Source organism: Streptomyces sp. KMM 9044 (assembly GCF_024701375.2).
Lineage (GTDB): Bacteria > Actinomycetota > Actinomycetes > Streptomycetales > Streptomycetaceae > Streptomyces.
Window position 1 is genome coordinate 6,997,407 of the sequence record NZ_CP113910.1, and the last position, 22,594, is coordinate 7,020,000.

General features: G+C 71.5%; 21 protein-coding genes and 5 pseudogenes. 12 read left to right on the top strand and 14 right to left on the bottom strand.

What is annotated here, in order from left to right; genetic code table 11:
- Window positions 1-69: 69 nt before the first annotated feature.
- Window positions 70-509: pseudogene (locus tag HUV60_RS31415) on the bottom strand (fibronectin type III domain-containing protein); the annotation flags it as partial.
- A 299-nt stretch (window positions 510-808) separates the two neighbouring features.
- Here HUV60_RS31415 and HUV60_RS31420 point away from each other — a divergent pair.
- Entirely contained in the window at window positions 809-1,507 is a 699-nt protein-coding gene (locus HUV60_RS31420; RefSeq protein ID WP_257853749.1) for a glycoside hydrolase family 75 protein, read from the top strand.
- A 42-nt stretch (window positions 1,508-1,549) separates the two neighbouring features.
- Here HUV60_RS31420 and dhaM read toward each other — a convergent pair whose 3' ends face one another.
- The 3 genes from dhaM to dhaK are packed head-to-tail and all read right to left on the bottom strand — an operon-like array spanning window position 1,550 to window position 3,623.
- Window positions 1,550-1,963 (bottom strand): dihydroxyacetone kinase phosphoryl donor subunit DhaM, encoded by a 414-nt coding sequence (dhaM, locus tag HUV60_RS31425; RefSeq protein WP_257853434.1) that lies wholly within the window; start codon window positions 1,961-1,963, stop codon window positions 1,550-1,552.
- Complete coding sequence (dhaL, locus tag HUV60_RS31430) at window positions 1,956-2,582, bottom strand: dihydroxyacetone kinase subunit DhaL (RefSeq protein ID WP_257853435.1); 627 nt, start codon at window positions 2,580-2,582, stop codon at window positions 1,956-1,958. Before dhaL ends, dhaM begins: the two co-directional genes overlap by 8 nt.
- A 48-nt stretch (window positions 2,583-2,630) precedes the next feature.
- The gene (gene dhaK / locus HUV60_RS31435; RefSeq protein WP_257853436.1) at window positions 2,631-3,623 is read right to left on the bottom strand and encodes a dihydroxyacetone kinase subunit DhaK; all 993 of its coding nucleotides are present in this window, start codon (window positions 3,621-3,623) and stop codon (window positions 2,631-2,633) included.
- 199 nt (window positions 3,624-3,822) lie between these two features.
- Between dhaK and HUV60_RS31440 the strand changes: the two are divergent.
- From HUV60_RS31440 to HUV60_RS31460, 5 genes and pseudogenes are all read left to right on the top strand, one after another.
- A pseudogene (locus HUV60_RS31440) lies at window positions 3,823-4,128 on the top strand (hypothetical protein); the annotation flags it as partial.
- A 139-nt stretch (window positions 4,129-4,267) separates the two neighbouring features.
- Window positions 4,268-4,702 (top strand): FCD domain-containing protein, encoded by a 435-nt coding sequence (locus tag HUV60_RS31445; protein ID WP_257853437.1) that lies wholly within the window; start codon window positions 4,268-4,270, stop codon window positions 4,700-4,702.
- Window positions 4,703-5,362: 660 nt separating this feature from the next.
- Entirely contained in the window at window positions 5,363-6,394 is a 1,032-nt protein-coding gene (locus HUV60_RS31450) for a permease (RefSeq protein ID WP_257853439.1), read from the top strand.
- Window positions 6,391-7,113, top strand: a complete 723-nt coding sequence (locus tag HUV60_RS31455) for a TIGR03943 family putative permease subunit (protein WP_257853750.1) — start codon at window positions 6,391-6,393, stop codon at window positions 7,111-7,113. The genes HUV60_RS31450 and HUV60_RS31455 overlap by 4 nt, the downstream gene beginning before the upstream one ends.
- A 287-nt stretch (window positions 7,114-7,400) precedes the next feature.
- Window positions 7,401-8,312, top strand: coding sequence for a universal stress protein (locus HUV60_RS31460; RefSeq protein WP_257853441.1), 912 nt, complete (start codon window positions 7,401-7,403; stop codon window positions 8,310-8,312).
- A gap of 193 nt (window positions 8,313-8,505) precedes the next feature.
- On the opposite strand, the pseudogene HUV60_RS31465 reads toward HUV60_RS31460, so the two are convergent.
- The 5 genes and pseudogenes from HUV60_RS31465 to HUV60_RS31485 form a co-directional block, all read right to left on the bottom strand.
- Window positions 8,506-9,024 (bottom strand): annotated as a pseudogene (locus HUV60_RS31465) (universal stress protein); the annotation flags it as partial.
- A gap of 180 nt (window positions 9,025-9,204) precedes the next feature.
- Window positions 9,205-10,209 carry an Acg family FMN-binding oxidoreductase gene (locus tag HUV60_RS31470; RefSeq protein ID WP_443047463.1) on the bottom strand — a complete coding sequence of 335 codons (1,005 nt, stop codon included), beginning with the start codon at window positions 10,207-10,209 and terminating at the stop codon, window positions 9,205-9,207.
- A gap of 95 nt (window positions 10,210-10,304) precedes the next feature.
- Entirely contained in the window at window positions 10,305-11,243 is a 939-nt protein-coding gene (locus HUV60_RS31475; RefSeq protein WP_257853443.1) for a pyridoxamine 5'-phosphate oxidase family protein, read from the bottom strand.
- A gap of 150 nt (window positions 11,244-11,393) precedes the next feature.
- On the bottom strand, window positions 11,394-11,678 hold the full coding sequence (locus HUV60_RS31480) for a DUF1876 domain-containing protein (protein ID WP_257853444.1): 285 nt from the start codon (window positions 11,676-11,678) through the stop codon (window positions 11,394-11,396).
- Between the two features lie 396 nt (window positions 11,679-12,074).
- Window positions 12,075-12,920, bottom strand: a complete 846-nt coding sequence (locus HUV60_RS31485) for a universal stress protein (protein ID WP_257853445.1) — start codon at window positions 12,918-12,920, stop codon at window positions 12,075-12,077.
- Window positions 12,921-12,997: 77 nt separating this feature from the next.
- On the opposite strand from HUV60_RS31485, the gene HUV60_RS31490 reads away from it, so the two are divergent.
- The 4 genes from HUV60_RS31490 to HUV60_RS31505 all read left to right on the top strand — a co-directional run bounded on the left by HUV60_RS31490 (window position 12,998) and on the right by HUV60_RS31505 (window position 17,293).
- Window positions 12,998-13,222, top strand: coding sequence for a hypothetical protein (locus HUV60_RS31490; RefSeq protein WP_257853446.1), 225 nt, complete (start codon window positions 12,998-13,000; stop codon window positions 13,220-13,222).
- Window positions 13,223-13,256: 34 nt separating this feature from the next.
- Window positions 13,257-14,738, top strand: a complete 1,482-nt coding sequence (locus tag HUV60_RS31495; protein WP_257853752.1) for a bifunctional aminoglycoside phosphotransferase/ATP-binding protein — start codon at window positions 13,257-13,259, stop codon at window positions 14,736-14,738.
- Window positions 14,739-14,825: 87 nt separating this feature from the next.
- Window positions 14,826-15,884: an alcohol dehydrogenase catalytic domain-containing protein gene (locus tag HUV60_RS31500; protein WP_257853447.1), complete on the top strand. Its 1,059-nt coding sequence runs from the start codon at window positions 14,826-14,828 to the stop codon at window positions 15,882-15,884.
- Between the two features lie 338 nt (window positions 15,885-16,222).
- Entirely contained in the window at window positions 16,223-17,293 is a 1,071-nt protein-coding gene (locus HUV60_RS31505) for a zinc-dependent alcohol dehydrogenase family protein (RefSeq protein ID WP_257853448.1), read from the top strand.
- A gap of 96 nt (window positions 17,294-17,389) precedes the next feature.
- On the opposite strand, the gene HUV60_RS31510 is transcribed toward HUV60_RS31505, so the two are convergent.
- Both HUV60_RS31510 and HUV60_RS31520 read right to left on the bottom strand, forming a co-directional pair.
- Window positions 17,390-17,677, bottom strand: coding sequence for a metal-sensitive transcriptional regulator (locus tag HUV60_RS31510; protein ID WP_257853754.1), 288 nt, complete (start codon window positions 17,675-17,677; stop codon window positions 17,390-17,392).
- Between the two features lie 600 nt (window positions 17,678-18,277).
- Window positions 18,278-19,159 (bottom strand): universal stress protein, encoded by an 882-nt coding sequence (locus tag HUV60_RS31520; RefSeq protein WP_257853449.1) that lies wholly within the window; start codon window positions 19,157-19,159, stop codon window positions 18,278-18,280.
- A 515-nt stretch (window positions 19,160-19,674) separates the two neighbouring features.
- On the opposite strand from HUV60_RS31520, the gene HUV60_RS31525 reads away from it, so the two are divergent.
- Window positions 19,675-20,253: an OsmC family protein gene (locus HUV60_RS31525; RefSeq protein WP_257853450.1), complete on the top strand. Its 579-nt coding sequence runs from the start codon at window positions 19,675-19,677 to the stop codon at window positions 20,251-20,253.
- Between the two features lie 7 nt (window positions 20,254-20,260).
- Here the strand turns inward: HUV60_RS31525 and HUV60_RS31530 are convergent, their stop codons facing one another.
- From HUV60_RS31530 to HUV60_RS31540, 3 genes and pseudogenes are all read right to left on the bottom strand, one after another.
- Window positions 20,261-20,713, bottom strand: a complete 453-nt coding sequence (locus HUV60_RS31530) for a universal stress protein (protein WP_257853451.1) — start codon at window positions 20,711-20,713, stop codon at window positions 20,261-20,263.
- Window positions 20,714-20,956: 243 nt separating this feature from the next.
- A complete protein-coding gene (locus tag HUV60_RS31535) occupies window positions 20,957-21,265 on the bottom strand; it encodes a hypothetical protein (RefSeq protein ID WP_257853452.1) in 309 nt (102 codons plus the stop codon).
- Between the two features lie 147 nt (window positions 21,266-21,412).
- Window positions 21,413-21,961 (bottom strand): annotated as a pseudogene (locus HUV60_RS31540) (DUF4389 domain-containing protein); the annotation flags it as partial.
- A gap of 56 nt (window positions 21,962-22,017) precedes the next feature.
- On the opposite strand from HUV60_RS31540, the pseudogene HUV60_RS31545 reads away from it, so the two are divergent.
- Window positions 22,018-22,500, top strand: a pseudogene (locus HUV60_RS31545) (SRPBCC family protein); the annotation flags it as partial.
- Window positions 22,501-22,594: the final 94 nt, after the last annotated feature.

A 22,594-nucleotide genomic window follows, 5' to 3' on the forward strand; every position in this document is an offset into this window, starting at 1 on the left:
AGACCCGTTCCATGCGTCCCGTCGACAGGCCGGCGTCACTCTCCGCAATTGGGCAGCAGAGTCGAGGTCCGAGGGACGGCTGGGCGCGGACCGGTCGGCCGGCGTCGTCGCCCGTACCTCCCGGCTGCGCGGCCCGAGCCGCCCTTCCGCGTCCCGCGCCCGAACGGTGAAGGAGTACGTGGTGGAGGGTTGAAGCCTGGTGACATCCGCCATGTGCCTGGAACCGGGCACCTTTTGACCTTTGTGGTGCCCCGGTGCGCCTCGTACCGGGGCACCCGCGCGCTCGCGGCTGCGACGGTGTCCCACATGACATGCACACGGGTGGCGCTGCCGGCCTCGGCCGTGACCCCCGCCGGTGCTCCGGGCGGCTGCCCGCCGTCCCCGTTGCCGGCTCCGGACCCGCCCCCGCAGGAGACGAGGAGGAGAAGGACCGGAGTGAGCGCGCCGCGGAGCGGGAGGGACGAGCGGAGCGCACCGCCGCGCGGCGGGAGAGGGCGGTGCGGGGGCACGGCAACGGCAGCAGGAACGCTTCGCACGCCTCCGCCTCCCGACGACGCACGGGAATGGTCCGGACCAATGGACCGGACTCATGGTGACGTGTATGACGTGACCACATCAAGAGGGTGGTGCCGTGGATCCGGCGACACCCCCGCCGCGTACGGACACCGGCGCCGGCTCGAGCGCCCGGCCCACCGCCCGGACATGCACCGTACGGCCCTGCTGAGGTGGCCGCGCCAGGGGTCCGGCACGAGATTGGGCCGGGGCGGAGTGCCCGTCCGTGTCCCCTACGAGAGGCCCGTCAACCGTGATACCTGTCCAGTCGCTCGCACTGGCCGTGGCCGGCGTCGCCGTGCTCACCCCCACGATGCTCCACAGCACCTCGTCGCAGGTCCGCTCGGAATCGCCGGCCGCGCAACAGGGGGGCTCCGTCGACGCCGCCGACCTCCTGGCCGAGGTGCGTGACTGCACCCCCGTCTCCCGAGGCAAGTACCGGAGCGACCAGGGTGCCCCCGCCACCATCCCGGTGTGCGGCACCGACGAGGCCGTGTTCTGGAAGGCCGACATGGACATCGACTGCGACGGACAGCCCAGCACCCGCTGCAGCTCGGCCACCGACCCGTACTTCTCCGCCTCCACGGCGTTCGCGCAGTCCGACGGCCGTCCGCTGAACTCCGCGACCCTCCCCTTCGTGGTGGTGCCGGTGCCGAGCGCGCTCTGGGACTACCGGGCGCACGGTGTCCGCGGCGGCTCGGTGGTGGCCGTCGTGTACGGCGACCAGGTGCAGTACGCGGTGGTCGGCGACACCGGCCCCGCCGGCATCATCGGTGAGGCGTCCTACGCGACCGCCGAGGCGCTCGGTATCGATCCCGACCCGCGGAGCGGCGGCACACCCTCCGGTGTCACCTACATCGTGTTCAAGGACAGCCGGGTGACTCCCATCGAGGACCGGAAGGCCGCGGTGGCGGCCGGGGAGGAACTGGCCCAGCGATTCGTGGACGGCGGCTGAGCCGGACCACCCGCCCGTTCCTTTCGGCCACACCCGTGCTCGTCAGGTCTTCCGGTAGGTGTACGCCTCCTCCGCCGAGGCCGCCACCGCCGCGAGGTCCGCTCCCGTCGAGGCTGTGACCACCGCGGCGACCGCGCCCTCCACGAAGGGCGCGTCCACCAGCCGGGTGTCCTTCGGCAGTTCGTCGACCTCGGTGAGCAGCGCCTTCACGGTGAGCACCGCGCTGCCGAGGTCGGCCAGGACGGCGACCCCGGCGCCGCGGTCGACGGACGAGGCCGCGGCGGCGACGAGGTCGGCGCTCGTACCGAGACCTCCGTCCTGCGTGCCGCCCGCGGGGGCCACGGGCACCGCCCTGCCGGCGCCCGCCAGGTCCTTGGCCATCTCGGCCACCGACGCCGCCACCTGAGCACTGTGCGACACCAGGACGATGCCCACCAGTTTCCCGCCGTCACTCACCGGAGAGTCCCCCGGCTTCGACGGCCTCGGAGGCGTCGGCGAGGCCCGCGATCAGCAGGGCCGACGAGGCGGCCCCGGGATCCTGGTGTCCGACGCTCCGCTCGCCCAGGTAACTGGCCCGGCCCTTGCGGGCCCGCAGCGGCGTCGTGGCCACCGCACCCTCCTCGGCGGCGGCCCGCGCCGCGGCGAAGGAGTCGCCGAGCGCGTCCACCGCGGGCATCAGCGCGTCGATCATCGTCTTGTCGCCCGGGGCCGCGCCTCCGAGCTGCCGCACCGCGTCCACCCCGGTGCCCAGTGCCTCGGCCAGCTGCTGCCTGCTCACCTCGGTGGCGTCGCCGAGTGCCTTGCCGGTGCGGCGCAGCAGCGTCCCGTACAAGGGTCCGGAGGCGCCGCCCACCGTCGAGATCAGCAGCCGTCCGGCCTGGGTGAGCACGGCGCCGGGCGTCGCGGGCGGCTCCTTGTCCAGCGCGGCCCGCACCGCACTGAACCCGCGCTGGAGGTTGCTGCCGTGGTCGGCGTCACCGATGGGCGAGTCGAGAGCGGTGAGCCGCTCCGCCTCACGGTCGACGGAGGCGGCGGTCACCGCCATCCACCGGCGGAAAAAGTCGGCATCGAGCACTGGAACTCCTCGCGTACGGGGAACTGTGAATCCTCTGTCCGGCGTTCCTCACATGCCCCAGCGCAGTCCCGGGGTCTTCACCGGCGCGTCCCACAGCCGCAGTGTCTCCTCGTCGACCTGGCACAGGGTGACCGAGGCCCCCGCCATGTCGAGCGACGTCACGTAGTTGCCCACGAGTACCCGTACGACGGGGACACCGCGCTCGCCGAGCACCCGCTGCACCTCGGCGTTGAAGCCGTACAGCTCCAGCAGCGGGGTCGCGCCCATGCCGTTGACCAGGACCAGGACCGGATTGCGCGGTGTGAGGTCGTGGAGGATCGCATCGACGGCGGCCTCGGCGATCTCGCCCGAGGTCATCATCGGCCGTCGTTCCCGGCCCGGTTCGCCGTGGATGCCGATGCCCAGCTCCAGCTCGCCCGCCGGCAGATCGAAGGTGGGGCTGCCCTTGGCGGGTGTGGTGACAGCGGTCAGGGCCACGCCGAAACTGCGGGAGTTCTCATTGACCTGCCGGGCGAGAGCCTCCACCCGCTCCAGCGGCTGCCCCTCATCGGCCGCCGCGCCCGCGATCTTCTCCACGAACAACGTCGCACCGGTGCCGCGCCGGCCCGCGGTGTAGAGACTGTCGGTCACCGCGACATCGTCGTCGACCAGTACCTTCGCGACCTGGATGCCCTCGTCCTCGGCCAGCTCGGCGGCCATATCGAAGTTGAGCACGTCACCGGTGTAGTTCTTCACGACGAACAGCACCCCGGCGCCGCTGTCCACGGCAGTCGCCGCCCGTACCATCTGGTCGGGTACGGGAGAGGTGAAGACCTCTCCGGGGCAGGCCGCCGAGAGCATCCCGGGCCCCACGAACCCGCCGTGCAGCGGCTCGTGTCCGGAACCTCCGCCGGAGACCAGACCCACCTTCCCGGCCACGGGAGCGTCCCGCCGGACGATCACCCGGTTCTCCACATCCACCGCAAGCTCGGGATGCGCCGCAGCCATCCCCTTCAAGGCATCAGCGACTACGGTCTCCGGCACGTTGATGAGCATCTTCACGGGTACCTCCTGGAGGGCTTGGCAGGTGGGTTCTTGACTTGTGTCTTTGCTGGTCAGGGTAGACGTGGACTGTTCGCGACCGTGGTGGTCCGTAGCACTCCGTGCCGGTCGTGAGCGGGTTCCGGCGGCACTGGTGCCGACTTTGGTGACGCTGTGTCAGTTATTTGTGGCGGGTCGGCTGCGAGTCGGTGGAAGCCCTATGAAAACAATATCGACCTTGCGGCCACGAAGGTCACGTGAGGTGGCATCCGGAGCGTTCGGTGTAAGTGGGCGACGACTTCTTCGGGGCGTGATCCGGCGTGGGGCCTGCTCGGCCTTGGCCGTACCCGTCAGGCCGGTTTTCCCCGGCCTTGCACCATCGTGTCGGCGTCCGCCCTGGCACATCGAGGGAAGCGTGCCCGTGGTTACGGCGTGGACAAGGACCGGATTCTCTCCGGGGCAGCGGCTGAGGCTGGTGGAGCTGGTGCGACGGTTCTCGGTGAGCCAGTCCGTCGTACGGGAAGCTCCCACCAGGCTGTCCGGCCAGGGACTGGTGGTCGCCACGCCGCAGCAGGGCTTCAGTGTCATGACCCTGCTTTTGAAGCGCCTCAACGAGCTGACCGAGGCGCGGACCGAGATCGGGCCGACGGTGCTCCGGCTGGTTCGTGCGTGGTGGAGGCATCGAGGGGGAGGCGCAGGCGGTCGCCGCCCACCACCCGGCCGCGACCCCGGTCATGGTCGAGGGCGGCACCAACGGGGAATGGTTCGACGTCCACGAGCGCTTCCACCAGGCGCTGCTCGACGGCTGTGGCAACGAGCAACTGCTCTCCGCGGCGACGACGCTCCGGGACGCGGCGGCCATTTACCGGCACTGGGCGCACCCTGTGGGGCACGACTACGGGCGAAACGTTGCTCGTGAGCATGAGGAGATCCGCAGGGCCGCGGCCGACAGGGATGCCGGCCTGGCCGCCGATCTCCTGGCCCGGCGCATCGACCGCACCGCCGAGGCGTTGCGGGCCGTCGCCGAGGACGGTGAGCCCGGCTCCGGGGCTGTCGGCCCGGTTTCGCGTGAGTCCGCGGTGCCAGGCGTCTCCGCGTAGCTTCCGGCCTGCCGGAGCTCATGACCCGGCCGCCCGCGAGGGTTGACTCGGGCTTTCCTCGCCTGGAGTCCGTTCTCCACGGACTGATCCTGGAGGGCTTCGGTGGCGTTGCCGCGTCGGGCGGTGCCTCGGGGCGTCCGGGACCGGAAAACGCTCACCCGAGGCGCTTCGCACTCCGTCTGGTGCCGCTCGCCAGGAGGTGAACGGCGACGGCTCCGTGGGGCCGACGGCGCGTACGGACCGGACCCGGGCTCTCGCTGATCGGGTACGCCCCCGAGCCGTCCCCGGGAGGGCCTGGTGCGCGGGAGGGGGCAGGCGGGGAATGCGGAGGGGGCCGCGCGGGGGCGGACACCGATTCCAGCCGTGAGGCCCAGCGGGCGCCACGAGTCGGACGCGCCGTCGGCCCGCCCGTCACCACGATCCCCGTTGCCGTAGGGAAGCACAGTGGGCAGTCGTCACCGCGAGCCGTGCGCCCGGCGTGAATGAAAACGACATCTATACTCATCTGAGCGTTGATCCATGTATCGGGATGTGACACCCGGCGGCGGAGCGGCTCTCGGGCTTCCCCGATGCACGTCACCAACGGAGCCGCCGGTCTCCCGTGCCCCGACGCACCGGGCTGCCCGGGACGGGACGACGCCGAGGGCGGGGAACAGAAGCGTGGAGAAGCAGGAATACGTGGAGAGCCGGCGGGGCTCGGCTGCTGATGTGGTGCGTCTGGTCGTGCGCACCCTCGTGTACGTGGTGGTGGGCGGTGGTGCGCTCATCGTGATCGCCACGGTCGTCCCGGTTCTCGGGCCGATGCTCGTCATCGATCTCTACACCCCGCCGGTGGCCGCCTGGTGGACGGTGTTCACAGCGGTCGTCGTACAGGGGATCCCCTTCCTGCTGCTCGGCACGCTGGTCTCGGCGGCCATCGGGGCCTTCGTGTCCGAGCGGGTTCTCAGCCGGCTGCTGCCGCGCAATCCGGCGCTCGCCGTTCCCGTCGCGGGCGCCGCCGGTGTCGTACTGCCAGGGTGCGAGTGCGCGTCCGTGCCGGTGGCCGGGAGCCTGATGCGGCGCGGGGTGGCTCCGGCGGCCGCGCTCGCCTTTCTCCTGTCGGCGCCCGCCATCAACCCGGTGGTGCTGGTCTCCACCTCCATCGCCTTCCCCGGCAGCCCGGGCATGGTGCCGGCACGGTTCGTCGCGTCGCTCGCCACCGCCGTCGTCATGGGCTGGCTGTGGGCGCGGTTCGGGCGGGAGGAGTGGCTGCGACTGGCCAAGACACGTACGACGACCGGGGTGTCCGGGTCCCGGTGGCAGGATTTCCGGGCCGGGCTGCAGCACGATTTTCTGCACGCGGGCGGCTTCCTGGTCGTCGGGGCGGCGGCTGCGGCGACGTTCAACATCGCCGTACCCCTGTCGGTGCTGGACGTCTTCACCGGGTCGGAGTGGCTGGCGGTGCTGCTGCTGGCCGTCCTGGCGGTGGTCCTGTGCGTGTGCAGCGAGGCCGACGCGTTCGTGGCCGCTTCGCTGAGCGGGTTCTCGCCGACGGCGCGGCTGGCGTTCATGGTCGTCGGGCCGATGGTGGACCTGAAACTGCTGGCGTTGCAGGCGGGTACTTTCGGGCGGGACTTCGCGGTGCGGTTCTCGGCGGCCACATGGGTCGTCGCGGTAGTGAGCAGTGTGCTCGTGGGGTGGTGGCTGCTGTGAGGCGCTACGGTCCGGCGCTGGTTCTGGTCCTGTGCGGAGGCGCGGTGCTGCGCAGCTCGCTGTTCAGCGAGCTGTACCTGCGGTACGTGCAGCAAGGGCTGCGGCCGTACCTGATCGCGTCGGGCGTGCTGCTGCTGATGCTGGGCATCGTCGGTGCGGTCGTCGCGGGCGGGGAAACCCGCGACGAAGACCGGCGTGAGCACGCGGACGGGCACGACCACAGCCGCGGTCCCCGCGTCGCCTGGCTGCTCGTCGTCCCGGCGCTGTCCCTGCTGCTCTTCCCGCCGCCCGCCCTCGGTTCGTACAGCGCCGAGCGGGAGAAGGCCACATACGCCGCTCAGGGCATCGGTACGTTCCCCGCCCTGCCCGGGGGCGACCCGGTCGACCTCGCTCTCGGCGAGTTCACCTCCCGTGCCCTTTACGACAGTGGCCGGACGATGAAGAACCGCACGATCCGGATGACCGGGTTCGTCACCCAGGACGACGAGGGCACCTGGTACCTGACCCGGCTCCTCATCTCCTGCTGCGCCGCCGACGCACGGTCGGACAGGATCGAGATACGTGAGGCCGGCGCCCCTGCCGTCGACAGCTGGGTGTCCGTCACCGGCACCTGGGTGCCGGAGGGCAGGCTCGGCTCCGACGAGGCGTGGCCGCCCGTGCTCGCCGCCACCGATGTCAGGCACGTCGAGCAGCCCGAAAATCCGTACGAGAAGGGATAGTTCCCGCAGAGCGGCCCCGCGGCCCGGGCAGGAACCCTCGACGGTTCCGCCCGGCGGAACGCCTGCCCCGTCGCCGCCCTGAGCGCAGACGGAACAGACGACGGGCCGGCGCTCCCCGGGCGGACGGCGGCGTCGCCTCGAACGGCGCGCAACCGAGGGAGCCCATCGGGGACAAAGGTGCCGACGCACCCCATGAACACCAAGATGGTGAGTACGAGGCCCTGTTCCCCCAGGCGACCGCGGGGAACAGCGTGGCAGGCACCGCACGAGCGCCCCCAGGAGGAGTCATGACTTCCACAAGCCGGCACGGCAACGCACTCGGAGCGGTTGTCGCAGGCGTCGACGGCTCCGCGTCGTCGCGGGCGGCGGTCCTGTGGGCGGCGGGCGAGGCCGCCAGACGAGGACAGCAACTGAGGCTTGTCTTCGGGGCGGATCTGGACCGGCTCGGCCGCTTCGCCGCGTTCGAGACGACCGAGCGCCTGCGAGAAGCGGGGGGCGCGTATCTGGCCGGGGCACAGGAGGCGGTTCACGGGCACTTCCCGAGGCTGCCGGTGGAGCGCGAGTTGAGCGACAAGAACGCGGTGGCGGCTCTGCAGGAAGCGGCCGCACCCGATGCGACCGTCGTCGTCGGCAGCAGAGGCCTGGGGGGCTTCCCCGCTCTGTTGCTCGGCTCCGTGAGTCTGGCTGTTGCCGCGCACTCCTCCGTCCCGGTGGTCGTCGTACGAGGCCGGGCAGACCGGCTCGAGACGGGAGTCGTGGCTGCCGCCGTTCGGGACGAGACGGACGCCGACTGGGTGCGGCGGGCGGCAGCCGAGGCGGAGCTGCGCAAGGGAACACTGCATCTGATCAACGTGTGGAACCCCCTGTCCCACATCGGGAACCTGGTCACCACGCTCGACGGCCCGGGCGACATCACGGCGCAGGCACGGGCCAGGACCGATGCCCTCGCTGCCGTGGTCCGCCGAAGCCACCCCGCCCTCAAGGTCACCTCCGATGCCGGCGCGGGCACCGCGACCGCCGCCACGCTCATGGACGTGTCCGCTCGCGCCGATCTGCTGGTGATGGGGGCCCGACGCCGGGGCATGGGCTCGGGGCCGGCCCTCGGCCGTCTGGGACACGCTGCTCTGCACCACGCCCGGTGTCCGGTCGAAATCGTGCCCTGGCCGGGTGAGCCGGACCAGGAGGAACCATGGCGGTAGCAGGTGTGTGCAACGAGATCCTTGTCGGAGCGGATCCGAAGGACTCGTCCCGTCCGGCTCTTGCGTAGGCCACCCCGGCCGCCTCGACGGGGGGCGCCGTGCGTCTTCTGCTGTCCGTACCGCCCCTGCACGACACGCGTCACGTGGATGTCCAGCCCCACCACGAGACACTGCGGGTGGAAGGAGAGAAAGCCCTGGCGGCTGCCGTGGAGACCACAAGAGACCTCGTGCCGACCCCGATCACCACCCGACCGAAGAGGCCCTGCCGGCTGCGCTCCGAGCCGCGGACGACGAGGACCGGACACAACGCGCGGGCAGCCACCGTGAGGCTGACCGAGCCCAGCAGCAGCCCGGCCACCTCGCCTCTCCCGCGTGAGCCGGTGACCAGGGCTGATGCCTCGCGCCCCGCCTGCAGTAGCGCGGACACGGCATCGTCGGGCAGCACGTCGCCCGACACCTTCACCTCGGGATTGCGCAGCCGGGCACGTTCCAGGCTCGAGGCGATGATGTGCTGCGCCATGACCTGTTCGGCGGGGCGATCGGTCCTGAGGGAGGGGCGGGCTCCTTCGTAGCGTTCCCACAAGGAGGCGTGGACGAGGCGCACGGGCACGCCGAGGCGTGCCGCTTCGTCCACCGCCCAGTCCACCGCCCAGTCCACTGCCTGAAGGCTGCAGTCCGATCCGTCGACGCCTGCGACAAGCGGGGGCTCCATGATGTCCCTCACCTTCCCTCCTGTGCGGGCGATGGCAGATCCCCTGCCAGTACGGTCACACTGCCCGCGAACCGCCGCAGCCTCAGCGACCTGCCGGAGGTCTTCCTGATCCTGAGGCGTACCACCACCGAGGCCGGCGAACAGGCCCGGCGGTTCGCAGAGAGCCGGCTCGAAGGCGCGTCAAGGCTGGATGTCGAGTACGTCCGGCACCGGTCGGCGTGGTGTGGCGGGGCCTGTGGGGCCGTATCCGAGGCGCAGCACGATCTGTGTGTGGCCTGCGCCCGACACGGGGTCGCGCAGGGGCCAGCGCAGGTCGCCCCACTCGAGGGCCTGGGTGGCGAAGGAACTGGACAGGCCTTCCAGAGTGGCCAGCAGCAGGACGCGCTCCATGGCCTGCCCGGCGCGCAGCCAGTCCTCGGGGCCGTCACGGAACGTGCTGAGGACGGCCAGCTGCGGCGTCCGTTCGAACTCGGCGCTGCCACGGCCCGCCACCGGCCTGTGCCCGGCGAAGTCGCGCATGGGGGCCTTGCCGCCCCGTTTGCGTGGTCCGAAGGCGTAGCCGGGCACCCCGTCCGAGACCTTCTCCTCGGACGGGGCGTCGATGCGGGTCCATCGCGCCAGGTCCTCGTCGCTGCCGCGGTCGGAGAGGTTGCGTGCCTCGGCCTCCTCGAGCAGCCGCAGCACCTCGTCGAGGTGCCACGAGGACGAGAAGGCCAGCATCGCTCCCTCATGGCGTGCGGCGCCGACGAGGGCCGCGCGCACCTCCTGGGGTATCTCCGTCCCGTCGAACGGGAAGCGGCTGCTGTGCCTTTGGGGAATCGCCGGATACAGGGGGGCGAGGTCGTTTTCACCGCTCCCGAGTCCGGTCAGCCGCGCCGAGGCGAGCAGCGCGGAGTCGGCCGGGTCGGGCAGCAGGCGAATCGCCGGGTGCAGGCCCTCGTGGACCGCCGCGACCCGCAGGTTCAGCAGAGCGGCGCCGCAGCCCAGGTGCAGGGCGCGGCTGTCCGGGTCGGCGTGCGACAGGACGCGGCCGGGATCCGCTCGCAGGTGGAGGGTGCGGCTGCCCCGGACGTAGCGGAAGCGCCACGGCTGGACGTTGTGCATCGACGGCGCCGCAGCGGCGTCGCGGACCAGGGCGGCCACACGCTCGTCGGACAGCGGTTCCGGTTCGGGTCGTTGGTTCACCGGGGTCTTCCTTCGCCGGGTCCTGTGGTTCGGATCGGGGTGGGGCCGGGCTCGCGGGCCCGGTCGGCGGAACACGATCCGGGCGAAGGTGCCGCTCACCGGCCGGCCGGAGTGATGCGGTGTCCGGTCAGACTGGTGGGCCGGATCGACACCCACATCTCGCGTTCGTCCCCGGCCCACGGAGCGGTGTGGGCGTTTTCGTCCAGCCGCCGTATGCTGCCGGGGTCCGTGACCAGCCGCGCGGGGCCGACGGCGAGCACGCTCCAGCCCTGGCTCATGGCCTCGTCCATGTGGTCGACCTCGAAGGCGGTGTCCGATCCCACGGCCGCCGCGGGGACGGAGCCGGGGGAGGTCCGGAAAACGATCGCGTCGTCGACGACGTCGTAGTTCACCGGGACGACCGCCGGGCCGTCCACGGTCGACACCGCGACGCGCCCCACCCCGTGCGTGGACAGCAGGGTGCGGCATTCCTCGGGGCCGAGGTCCAGGAGCCGGGGATGGGCGAGCGCCATTCCCCGGCCCGGTGGCATGTCGGTGCCGCCGCCGCGCAGGGCGTGGACCGTGGTGTTCAGTGCCGAGGCCAGGTTGACGAGCGTCGCCAGGCTCGGATCGGCCTGGTGTTCCTCGAGGTACGCGAGGTACTCGGGCGCCATCCTGGCGCGGCGGGCCGTCTCGGACCTGGTCAGACCCTGGCGCGCGCGTTCGGTGGCCACCCGCCGGCCGAGGTCACTGGAGTGGGGTGCGCCGGCCGGCGGGGGCGCACCGGAGCCGGCACCCGTCCCGGCCGCGCCCGGCCCACGGGACGGTTCCCGAGACGTGTGCGGTTCCTGGACGGTCGCGGGCTCGTGTCCCGGATGCAGGATGTGCGCGTCGGGCCCGGGAAACACGAGTGCCACCGCCTGTGTGTCCGACCAGCGCACATCGTACGGGGGCGTTCCGTCCTTGTGGTGGAGCCCGATGATCTCGCCGTCGCGCCTGGTGACGCCGGTCGCCGGGCTTTCGATGACGAGGTGGTCGCCGAGGTGAGCTCGCATGATTGCCGCCCTTTGCTCAGAGTGTTGCCATGTCCAACGTGCCACGCGTGCAGTTCGGCGGCTCGGGCTGCCCTGCCTCCGGGACACGCACCGTGAGAACCCCGTTGCCCTGCCTCCCCGCGAGGCGCCCCGGCCGCTTCACCCCGTCGGTCACATGAGCCAGCCGGAAACCGGACGGGAGACCGGCCCCGATGCGCCCATGCCCTCGATGTCGCGCCCGGCGGCGTCCACCGGCTGCCGGCCGAGGTCCTCCGTGGCCCGGCCCACTGCCAGTTCGTCGCCGATCTCCGGCATCTCCAGGTCCGCCGGATTACGGTGCGCGGCCCCGTGGCCGGTAAGCACCGTGCTTCCGGTATCGACCACCGCGCGTGCCTTCGTCGTTCCCTCGTCCTCGAAGAGGTGGAGACGGGCCTTCCATCCCGCGGTGTGCGGCATCGCTGGCCTCCTCGGCTCGGTGCGGACCGGAGAGCGGCGCCCGGGACGCGACGGGGCTCCGGATCCGCCGGGCGGCCGACAGCACATCTCTTTCTGCGCTCGCCGAGGACGGACCCCCCCACCGGTGCGCTGTCCGTTCCGTATCGGCGTCTCCAGCAGTGGCCTGCCGTCACCTTCGCCGGGAGAGTCCCATCACCGGCCGACCGTCGTATGCACCATCTTGTACGCGGACTCCCCACACGGCACGTCGGCCGAGACCCCGACGCGAGTGCCGGCCGCTTCTCCGGCCGCCGCCGGACACCGAAGACCTCGGCCAAGGGGCCGGCCGTCCCCGGTGGGACAGCCCTTCGAGCCTTGAGCGGCCGGCCCCGTGGGCGTGGTGCCCGGGGTGCGCTGTCATATCTGCGGCACGACCACAACCGGACACGGCGCGTGATGCAACACGGCGTGGTTGATCAGACCGGGTTGCAGGCCGGAGTGCCCATGCCGTTTCCCGGCCCCCACGACGAGCAGGTCCGCTCCCGGCGCGGCCGCCAACAGCGCATGCCGTGCCGGTCCCTCGACCACCCGGCGGCTCACAGAGGTGCCCCGGTACTGCTCCGCAGGACCCCGCAGGGCGTCGCCGAGCACCTGCGCCGGCGGGCGCCGGTGGGCCTCGAGGGCGTACCACGCACCGGCTCGAGGGCGTACCACGCACCGGGCGGAGGTTCCGGGGGGAGTACCGATCGGTGCGCTCCAGGCGTGTACCTCCACCAGCCCACAGCGCTGTGCGTGGGCCTCGCGGACCGCGAACCCCACAGCGGTATCGCTTCCCTCGCCGTCCTCGACACCCACGACGACGCTCCCGAACCGGCCTTCCCGGTGTTCCGCCGAGCCCCGCACCACCACGACCGGACAGCCGGCCCGCGCTGCCACGGCCAGACTGACCGCCCCCAGGAGCAGCTCGGCAAGGTCGCCCAGCCCTCTGGAGTCGAGCACCAGTGCGAACGCGTTGTGCCCCTCGCCGACCAGGGCGGAGGCGGCGTCCTCATGCAGTACCTCGCTCGAGAGCCGCACCGCGGGAGCATCCTTCCCGGCACGCTCCGAGGCAGCGTTGATCACGTCGGATGCCTCCTGCTCCGGCGCCGCCGCGTGCACCAGATGGAGGGGGACCGTGTGCCGGGCCGCCTCGGCCACAGCCCAGTCCACCGCCTCCAGGCCGGCCTCTGCCCCGTCGACGCCGACCACCAGGGGAATCGTCACCGTTCATGTCTCCTCTCGCACCGGCGTTCCGTCCGTCCGAGTTCCGCCCCACGGTTCCGCATGCGCCGCAGGAGGGTATGGGGTACTCCTCGACTGAGCAGAAGAGCCGTGCGCGGTGGGCCGGCGCTTTCGGGCAGGTGAACTCCTTCACCGCCATCCCCGCTTTTTACGAGATGGAGGCACGCGCCATGGAGCCAGCGATCACCGTCAACCCCGGCGGCTCACCCGAGAGTCCTGCCGCCGGCGGCAGGGCCGCCATCCACCGAGCACGCTGCCCTGTCACGGTCGTCCCCCATGAGTGAGGCGGGCGACACCGCATCGCCCCCGCTCGCAGAGATGCATGAGACCCACACCGCGATCGTGTTCCTCGTCGGTGTTCACGCCTACAAGATCAAGAAACCGGTCGATCTGAAGTTCCTGGACTACACCACCGTGGAGGCCCGCCGGACCGCCTGCGAACGCGAGGTTGCTCTCAACCGTCGCTTCGCCGCGGACGTCTACCTGGGCCTGGGAGAGATCCGCAGCCCGCAGACGGAAACCCCCGAACCGATGGTCGTGATGCGCCGCATGCCGGCGGACCGCCGCCTGTCCCGGCTGGTACGCGCGGGGGCCGTCCTCGACGACATCCTCCGGTCCGTGGCCCGGCAGCTTGCCGCGCACCACACGGACGCGCCCCGCAGCCCGGACGTGGACGAGCAGGGGACCCGGGACGCGTTGTCCTCCCGGTGGGAAGCGAGCTTCGCACAGGTCCACGCCCTGGCCGGCGATCTCGCCCTCCCCGACGGCGTGGACGAGGTCGAACGGCTGGTGCGCCGCTATCTCGCCGGCCGCGAGCGTCTGTTCGACACGCGCGTTGCGCAAGGACGGATCGTCGACGGACACGGCGATCTGCGCGCCGAGGACGTCTTCTGCTTCGACGACGGCCCCCGCATCCTGGACTGCCTGGAATTCGACGACCACCTTCGCCACCTCGACGGCCTCGACGACGCCGCCTTCCTCGCCATGGACCTGGAACAACTCGGCGCCCCGAACGCCGCGGCATACTTTCTCGCTCAGTACAGCGAGTACTCCGGCGACCCGGTGACCCCGTCCCTGTGGCACCACTACGTCGCCTACCGCGCGTTCGTCCGCGCCAAGGTCTCCCTGATCCAGGCACGCCAGGGCGTACCCGCCGCCGAGGCGACGGCCCGGCGACTGGTCACGGGGACACTGCGCCATCTGCGCGCCTCCGCCGTCGGTCTGACACTTGTCGGGGGACTTCCGGGCAGCGGGAAATCCACGCTCGCCGGAGCCCTGGCCGACCGTCTGGGGGGGACACTGCTCAGCAGCGACCGCCTGCGCAAGGAACTGGCGGGCATCCCGGCCGAACAGTCCGCGGCGGCCGACTACGGCGAGGGGCTGTACACACCGGAGTGGACCGCGAGGACCTACGCCGCCCTGCTCGACCGTGCGTCCACCCTGCTGTCGTCGGGCGAGTCCGTCGTCCTGGACGCCACCTGGTCGGACGCGGGACAGCGCGAAGCCGCCCTGCGCGTGGCCGAACGCACCAGCGCAGACCTGGTGGCCCTGTACTGCAGGGTGCCCGGCGACGTGTCAGCGGCCCGCATCGACTCCCGCACCCCCGGCGCGTCGGCATCCGATGCCGACCTCGCCGTTGCCACCGCCATGGCGGCCGAGGAAGCACCGTGGCCCGAGGCCGTCACGGTCGACACCAGTGGCCCCCTGGAGACCGCGGTCGTCCAGGCGTTGGCAGCCGTACGTCCGTGGGACACCGGCCAGACCCCGGTCTTCCGGCGCCCCTACATGCTGCCGGACTGACGGGACACGGGGCGGCCCGGCTTTCCGCGTTGCCCGCGAGCCCTTCGAAGGCGACAGTGGAGTGAGGCAGTGAGGGAGTGAGCAGCGATGCGAGGACTCGTCTATCACGGTCCTGCACAGACCTCTTGGGACACGGTCCAGGATCCCACGATCGAGGAGGACAACGACGCGATCGTACGCGTCGACGCGACCACCATCTGCGGAAGTGATCTGCACATTCAGCGGGGAGACCTCCCCGAGGTCGAACCAGGGAAGATCCTCGGCCACGAGGCCGTCGGCGAAGTGGTGGAAGTCGGCCGCGGGGTGCACAACCGGCGGCCCGGACAGCAGGTGATCGTGTCGTCCGTCTCGGCCTGCGGCCGCTGTCCGATGTGCCGCGCCAGCATGTACGGACAGTGCCACGGCGGCGGCGGATGGATCCTGGGAAACATGATCAACGGGACGCAGGCCGACTTCGTCCGTGTTCCCTTCGCCGACTCCTCCACGCACCGCCGGCCCTCCTCCCTTCCCCTGGGTGACGCGGTCCTGCTCGCCGAGCTCCTCCCCACCGTCTACGAGGTCGGAGTGCGCAACGGACACGTGGGCCCGGGGGACACCGTCGTCGTGGTGGGCGCGGGTCCCGTAGGGCTCGCCGCGGTCGTCGTCGCCCGCCTCTACTCGCCTCGCCGGATCATCGCGGTGGACCTGTCCTCCTCCCGGCTGGAAGCCGCCGCACGCCTGGGTGCCGACGCCGCTGAACTGCCCGGGCGGCTGATCGCCGATCTGTCCGAGGGACCCGGGGCCGACGTGGTCATCGAGGCTGCCGGAGATCCGGAGAGCTTCGTCCTGTCCACACGCGTCGTGCGCGCGGGAGGACACATCGCCAACATCGGCATGCCCGGCAGCCCGGTCACGCTGCATCTGGAGGCTCTGTGGAGTAAGGACCTGACGATCAGCACGGGCCAGGTCGACACGTTCTCCACACCATGGCTGCTCGACCTCGTGACCTTCGGACGCATCTCGGTCTCCCCGCTCATCACCCACACCTTCGGCCTCGACCGGATGGAGGAGGCGTACGAGGTCTTTTCCCACGGCCCCGACACCGGAGCACTCAAAGTCATGCTGCACCGCGAGGCGAAGGCGCCGTCCCGGCAGCCGTCCCCCTGATCCCCCCGTTCCTCTTCTCACCTCTCCGGTCCAGGGGACCCACGCACCGCCGACACCGCGGTGGTGTTCCGCCCGGATGCCGCCGCCGGTGACGCTCGCGCCCCGCCCACCGGCGCAGGCCGCACTGCGCCTCGCTCCCCGGACCCACCGCGTCGCCGCGGTGGACTGCCCGGACGTGACGAGGGAGGGCGAAGACGCGGACCGGGTCCCGTGCCCCGCTCGGATGCCGTTGACGGGTCGATCGACCGGCCCAGGCGGTCCTTCGCGCTGTCGGACAAGCTGGATGTACGGGGAGATTCCGGCATCGTGCCGGAGCCCTGCAGAGAGCGGAGGGTGGTATGAAAGGCTACGTTTTCCACGGTCCCGGACAGGCCTTGTGGGAGGAGGTCCCGGACCCGGGCATCAAGGAGTCCACCGACGTGATCGTCCGCGTCGACGCCGTGACCATCTGCGGGACGGACCTGCACATCCTCAAGGGCGACGTGCCCGAGGTGCGGCCCGGCACCGTACTGGGGCATGAGGCGGTCGGCGAGATCGTCGAGGTGGGCGGTGACGTGCGCACGGTGCGTCCCGGAGACCGGGTGCTGGTCTCCTGCATCAGCGCCTGCGGGCGGTGCCGCTACTGCCGGGACGGTGTGTACGGCCAGTGCCGTGGAGGCGGAGGCTGGATTCTCGGTCACCTGGTCGACGGCACCCAGGCCGAATACGTCCGCGTCCCGTACGCCGACCTGTCCGTGCATCCGCTGCCCAGTGCGGTGACCAGTCAGGACGGCGTGCTGCTGGCGGACATCTTCCCCACCGCCTATGAAGTGGGCGTCCTCAACGGGAAGGTGCGGCCGGGGGACACTGTGGTGGTCGTCGGGGCCGGCCCCATCGGGCTGGCGGCCGTAGCGATGGCCTGTTTCCTCACGCCCGAGCGGATCATCGCCGTGGACGTCACCGCGTCCCGGCTCGAAGTCGCGAGGAGCCTGGGCGCGGACGTGGTGGCCGACGCCCGCGAGGACCCCGAGCAGCTGGTCGCCGACCTCACCGAAGGGCCCGGCGCAGATGTCGTCATCGAGGCGGTCGGCGTGCCGGAGACGTTCGAACAGTGCACGCGTATGGTGCGGCCCGGCGGGCACGTGGCCAATGTCGGTGTGCACGGCAGGCCCGCGACCCTGCACCTGGAAGACCTGTGGATCAAGAACGTGACCATCACCACAGGTCTCGTCGACACCCACTCCACACCGACCCTGCTGCGGATGGCGTCCGCCGGCCGACTGCCGGCGTCACGGCTGGTCACTCACACCTTCCCGCTGGACCACATGGAGGAGGCCTACGGCGTCTTCGGCAACGCCGCCGAGACCGGTGCCCTCAAGATCGTGCTCGGCGGTCAACCGCACGATGTCGTCGCGGTGCGGCAGGCCTGAGAGGGACGGTGGCTTCCTCGCCCTACCCGGTGCTGGTGGGCCTCCTCGGCCTGCGGATGCGGCACGCGGTGGCGCGGCGCACGGTCCAGGCGGGGCCTAGGCAAGGGACAGGAACAGTTTCTCCAGCCGGGCGCGCATCTGCTCGCTGTCCTCGCAGCTCCTGCGGCCGGACTCGATGCCGGTCACGCACTGCTGCAGACCGGTCGCGATGATCGTGAAACCGGCCCGGTCGAGTGCGCGGGAGGCGGCGGCGAGCTGGGGGATGGCGTCCTCGCAGTCGCGGCCCTCCTCGATCATCCGGATCACACCGGAGATCTGCCCCTGTGTACGGCGCAGGCGGTTCAGTACGGACCTGAGATCCGCACCCTCGAGTTCCAGTTCCAGTTCCAGTTCCAGTTCCACGGCCACTCTTCGAAAAATACCCCTAGGGGTACTCTGTGTCCCGGTTCGGGACGGAGTAGACCACCAAGGATCTCCTATGCCGTGACGGGCCCTTCCACCCCCGCCGCCCTCGGAACCCGTCAGGCGAGCACCCGACCCCACGAGTTCACCGTCACCGACGCGCGCACGCCCGCCGAACATGCCTCCGGCCACCTGCCCGGCGCCCCGGACGTTCCCCGGAGCGGCTGGAGCACGGAACGCCAAGTCCGCTTCACAGCCGGGATGCCGGTGCTTCCCGGCCTCGTACTCGGCCTGCTCGCGCCTCCGGCCTTCCCGCTTCCCGCAGCGGGTATCGCGGCCGTCCCCGTCCTCTGCGCGCTCGCTGCACCCGCTGAATCATGCGGTCAGGGCGCCCGTGCCGAGGCCATGGCCGCAGTGGAGGCGCGCCGGTGTCGGCTGAGCTCGGAGAAGCCCGCTGAGCCGACGGCCGTGCCGACCGCTCCGGTGGAGGAGGACGGCGAGTCGCTCATGCCCGTGACGGACCACGGCGAAGGGGCCCCACGAGGGTGCGGCCCGGCCGGCCGGGCCCGGGAGCAGCCGCGGCTACCGCTCCCGCTCGCGCGGGACCACCAGGACCGGGCAGCGCGCATGGTGGAGGACGCCCTGGCTGACGGAGCCCAGCAGCATGCCACTGAACCCGCCACGCCCGCGTGTACCCACGACCAGGCCGACCGCGTGTGCGGAAGCCTCGGTCAGCCTGTCCACCGGGTGCCCCTTCACGACCTCGTGGTGCAACTCCACCTCGGGGTGGGCGGCGGTGTGCCCGGCCACCGTTTCGGCCAGCAGCCGACGGCACTCCTGAAGCGCCGCGTGCTCGTCCAGGACCCCGAGCAACGGGGGATGCCACACGTACAGCGCGCGCAGAGCCGCACCGTGCAGAGAAGCCTCCTCGAAGGCGAGGTCGACGGCGGCGGCCGCGTGGGGGCCGCCGTCCACGCCGACGACCAGGTACGGCGGTTGCTGGGCGGTGTGCTCCGGCTCGCGCAGGACGACCACCGGACATGCCGCGTGGGCGGTCAGCGGCAGTGCGACCGCGGCCGAGCCGAACAGCTGCCGTGTGGCACCGAGATGCCGGGATCCGACGACGACCTGCGAGGCATGGTGTGTGTGCTCGGCCAGAACCCAGGCGGGGTGCCCCTCGGCCAGCTCCGTGGAGCATTCCAGACCGGGACGGCGCGACCCGACGAAGGCGACCGCGCGCTCGAGCACGTCGCTGCCCGCGGCGTGCAGTTCCTCCCTCCACTTCTCCCAGGAAGGGAGGTTGCCCTCCTGCCGGTATCCGGGAACCGGCTCGCCCTGCGCGTAGACAAGCACCAGAGGAAGGTGGCGACGGTCCGCCTCGTCGGCGGCCCAGGCGAGCGCCAGGCGCTTGTCCGGATCGGGATCGACACCGACCACGATCGGTTTGCGTCCGTCAGTACGCATCGTCAGTACCTCCAGGAAAGGAGTCGTCCGGTTGTTTCGGCCGCCCGTGGGCCGAGCCGGGTCTGGTCCCCGCACCATTGCGACGGGGTGGGCTTCCTGCGTACCGCCAAGCCGCTCACGCCCCTCCTTCCTCGGACGGTCGGGTGCACCGGACTCCGGCCCGATCAGGCTGCGCCGTGAACGGGGATCGGGACGGGGGCCGGACGGTGCACGGTCACGTGCCGGTAGGTCCGGTCGGCGACCTCCCGCCACTGCGCGCAACCGTGATCGTTTCCCGCTGCGACGGGTCTCAAGGGGACCTTCGGACCCTGATGTGGGCTATTGGCCCCAGAATCCCGGGCGGTGCGGCGGTGCGGCGGTGCGGCGGTGCGGCGGTGCGGCGGTGCGGCGGTGAACTGGGAAGTGCCCGGTTTTCACGGTGGAACGAGCCGGGATGAAAATGGAAACGCGCTGTGGACGCACGGGCGACGTCACCGGTTTCGCACCACGAGGACTGCCAACCTCCATGGCGCGTCGTGGTGGACACCTCTCGCGCACCCCGCGACGAGGGCGAGCCCCGGGTTTCGCTGACGGCCGAGGAAGCCCGGGGCCCGGCCGGGATGCTGCTGTTCCAGGCGGCTGCTGCGGAGCCTGGACCCGGGGGCCGGTCCGGAGCGGCCGCGGTGGTGCCGATCGTGGGCGACGCTTTCGAGCTCCGGATTCGCGGACACGTCCTGACCGTCGACCAACCGCTGTCCGGCGGAGGAAAGGACACCACGCCCACACCCGTGGAGCTCTTCGTGGCGGCGCTCGCCTCCTGCGCGGCGCACTGCGCGGGCCGCTATCTCGACCGCCACGGTGTGAGCCGGGACGGCCTGTCCGTACGTGCGGAGTTCGGTATGGCCGACGACGGGCCGCCCCGGGTCGGCTCCCTCGCCCTGACCGTCCTGGCCCCCGCCCTGCCGCCGCAGCGGCTGGCCGCTCTGCGTGCGGTGGTGTCCCACTGCACGGTCACGAACACACTGGCGCGAGCGCCGGGGGTGGTGCCGGAAGTCCGGTGTGGTGCCGACCGGGTGGAGGTGGCCACCGGGGATACGGAGGCAGGCTCGGCATGAGCGCCGATCACCGGCCGGACTCCTGTTCCGGGCCGACCACGGTGACGGGGCAGGCCGCGTGCTGGGAGCAGCGCTGGCTGACCGAGCCCAGCATCGCCCGGGCGAAGCCGCCTCGGCCGCGGCGCCCCACAACGAGGATTTCGGCTCCTTGCGAGGCCTGGATCAGCACCTCCGACGGGTTGCCCTCGACGAGGTGTTCCCTCAGCCCCGGCGGATGCTCGCTCTGAAAGACGGTACGCAACTCCTCCGCGAAGCGCTCCCGGGCCTGCCGCATGTCGAATTCGGGATCGTTCACCGGCCCGCTCCAGCCCATGGCGGACGGCGTGTCCCAGGCATAGACCGCCTCCACGACACCGCCGACGGTACGGGCGTAACGGTCCGCCCACCGCAGGGCCGCGTAGGACGAAGACGATCCGTCCACGCCCACGACCACCCGAGGTGCCGGATCTGAGGACTGCATGGTCACCTCACTCAGCTGTCACTGTCTGCGCATCTCCACGCTGCCGGGAACGACGCCGACGCGCCAGTCGAGCTGTCGGTCACGGTCGGCCGAGACGCTCCTGAGCGGACCGACCGGACAGGCGGGGAGTGGAAGCGGGACCGATCGGCATCCGTATCGAAGCGCGCCCCGGGGACGGTACCCACCTGGTGCGGGCGAGCCCGGCCGCCCGCGCCCGTCATTCACTCGAACGGTGTGCCGGCATCATCCGCCCGTCCGGAGGTCCCCGGCGACGGCTGTCGCCCAGCCGTCGCCGGCACGCCAGTCCCGGAAGTCGCCGAACCGGCCGCCCAGCAGGTGAAGCAGCGGGCGGCCGGTACGGGACAGCTGGTTCCCTTCGACGGCACCGGAGAACAGGCTGTGGCTCCGGTACCCCGGACCCGGCGGCAGGCCTCCCCCGATTGCCGACAGCTCCTTGGCTGCCGTACGGTGCCACGGCCCGCGCAGCGCCGCGGCATCCCGACGCTGAAGATCCACGCGGGACGGGGCGAGCGCACCCGGGTTGTCCCGCACGAATCGTCCGGGTGGAGCCGCGCGGTCGCGTATCCGGTGAGCATGTCCATATGAGCTCACCTTTCCGTCCTGGTGGGCGCGTTTCCTGGTCCTGCGGGGCCCACGCCACGAGACCGGGCATCGCGGAGGCCAGGGGCAGGGGCGGAGTCATGCCGACTCCGACGGTTCGCGACCGCCCTGGTCGAGCCGGAAGGGGGGATACCCGTCGGTGAGCAGGGCCGCGTAGGCGGCCACGCGCAGTACCCAGCGGTTCAGCCCGAGCACCAGATCGAACAGACCGCGCGGGCAACGCCCGGTGGCGGCCGGGGAGATGCCGGCGAACAGGGTGAGCAGCCCGATGAGGCCCCCGCTGAACCCGCCCACGCGGACGCCGCCGAGGAAGAAGCCCAGGGCCAGGTAGTGCGGGACGGTCAGGAGCCACCACTTCACCAGGACGAGGCCGCGGGAGAGCTTCCCGGGGTACGCCAGCTCCCAGCGCGCCGGACAGCCGGGGACGTCGGCGAGCGTGAACGGCGGATAGCGGTCGGTGCCCAGAGCGCCGTAGGCGTAATAGGCCACTCGCCAGCTCCACCGCAGCACACCGGTGTTGAAATCGAAGAGAGGCCTCGGGCAGCGACTGGTGATGAGAATCGCGAAGAAGGCCGCCATGCTCACCTCCGCGAAGGCCACCCACAGGAAGAACAGGACGACGTAGTGTCGGGGTCTTGATCCTCCGGTCCCGGGTATCTGCGGTCGTGCAGGCGACCGACCGCATCGGGGAGGAGACGACGAGCACGGTGAGGGAAGCGGTGGACGCCGGGATTCCCGTCCGCACCGCCTGCAGCCAGTGGGCGCAGTTCGAGGAGTTCCCGACCTTCATGGAGGGTGTGGAGGAGGTTCGGCAGCTCGACGACCTGCACAACCGCTGGATCACCAGCATCGGCGGGGTGCGGCGCGAGTTCGGCACCGGGACCGTCGACCAGATGCGGGACGACCGGATCACCTGGCGGTCCGTCAACGGCGGGACACGGCAGCGGGGACCGGTCAGGTTCGAGCGGCTGGACGACACCCACACCCGGGTCCAGCTCGCCATGGAGGCCGAGCCCTCCGGAGTGGCCGAGAAGGGCGCGGACGTGCTCGGCGTCATCGACCGCCGGGCCGAGGGAGACCCGCACCGCTTCAAGGACTTCACCGGGGGCAGTGGTGGCGAGACGGGTGCCTGGCACGGACGGATCCGGCCGGAGCACCCTGGTTCCCCCTCTGAGGACTTGAGGGGCGCCCGGCGGAGGAGTTCCTCCGCTGTCATCGGGCGTCGGTCATCGGCCGGCCGGCAGAGCCGGCGCCCGGCGC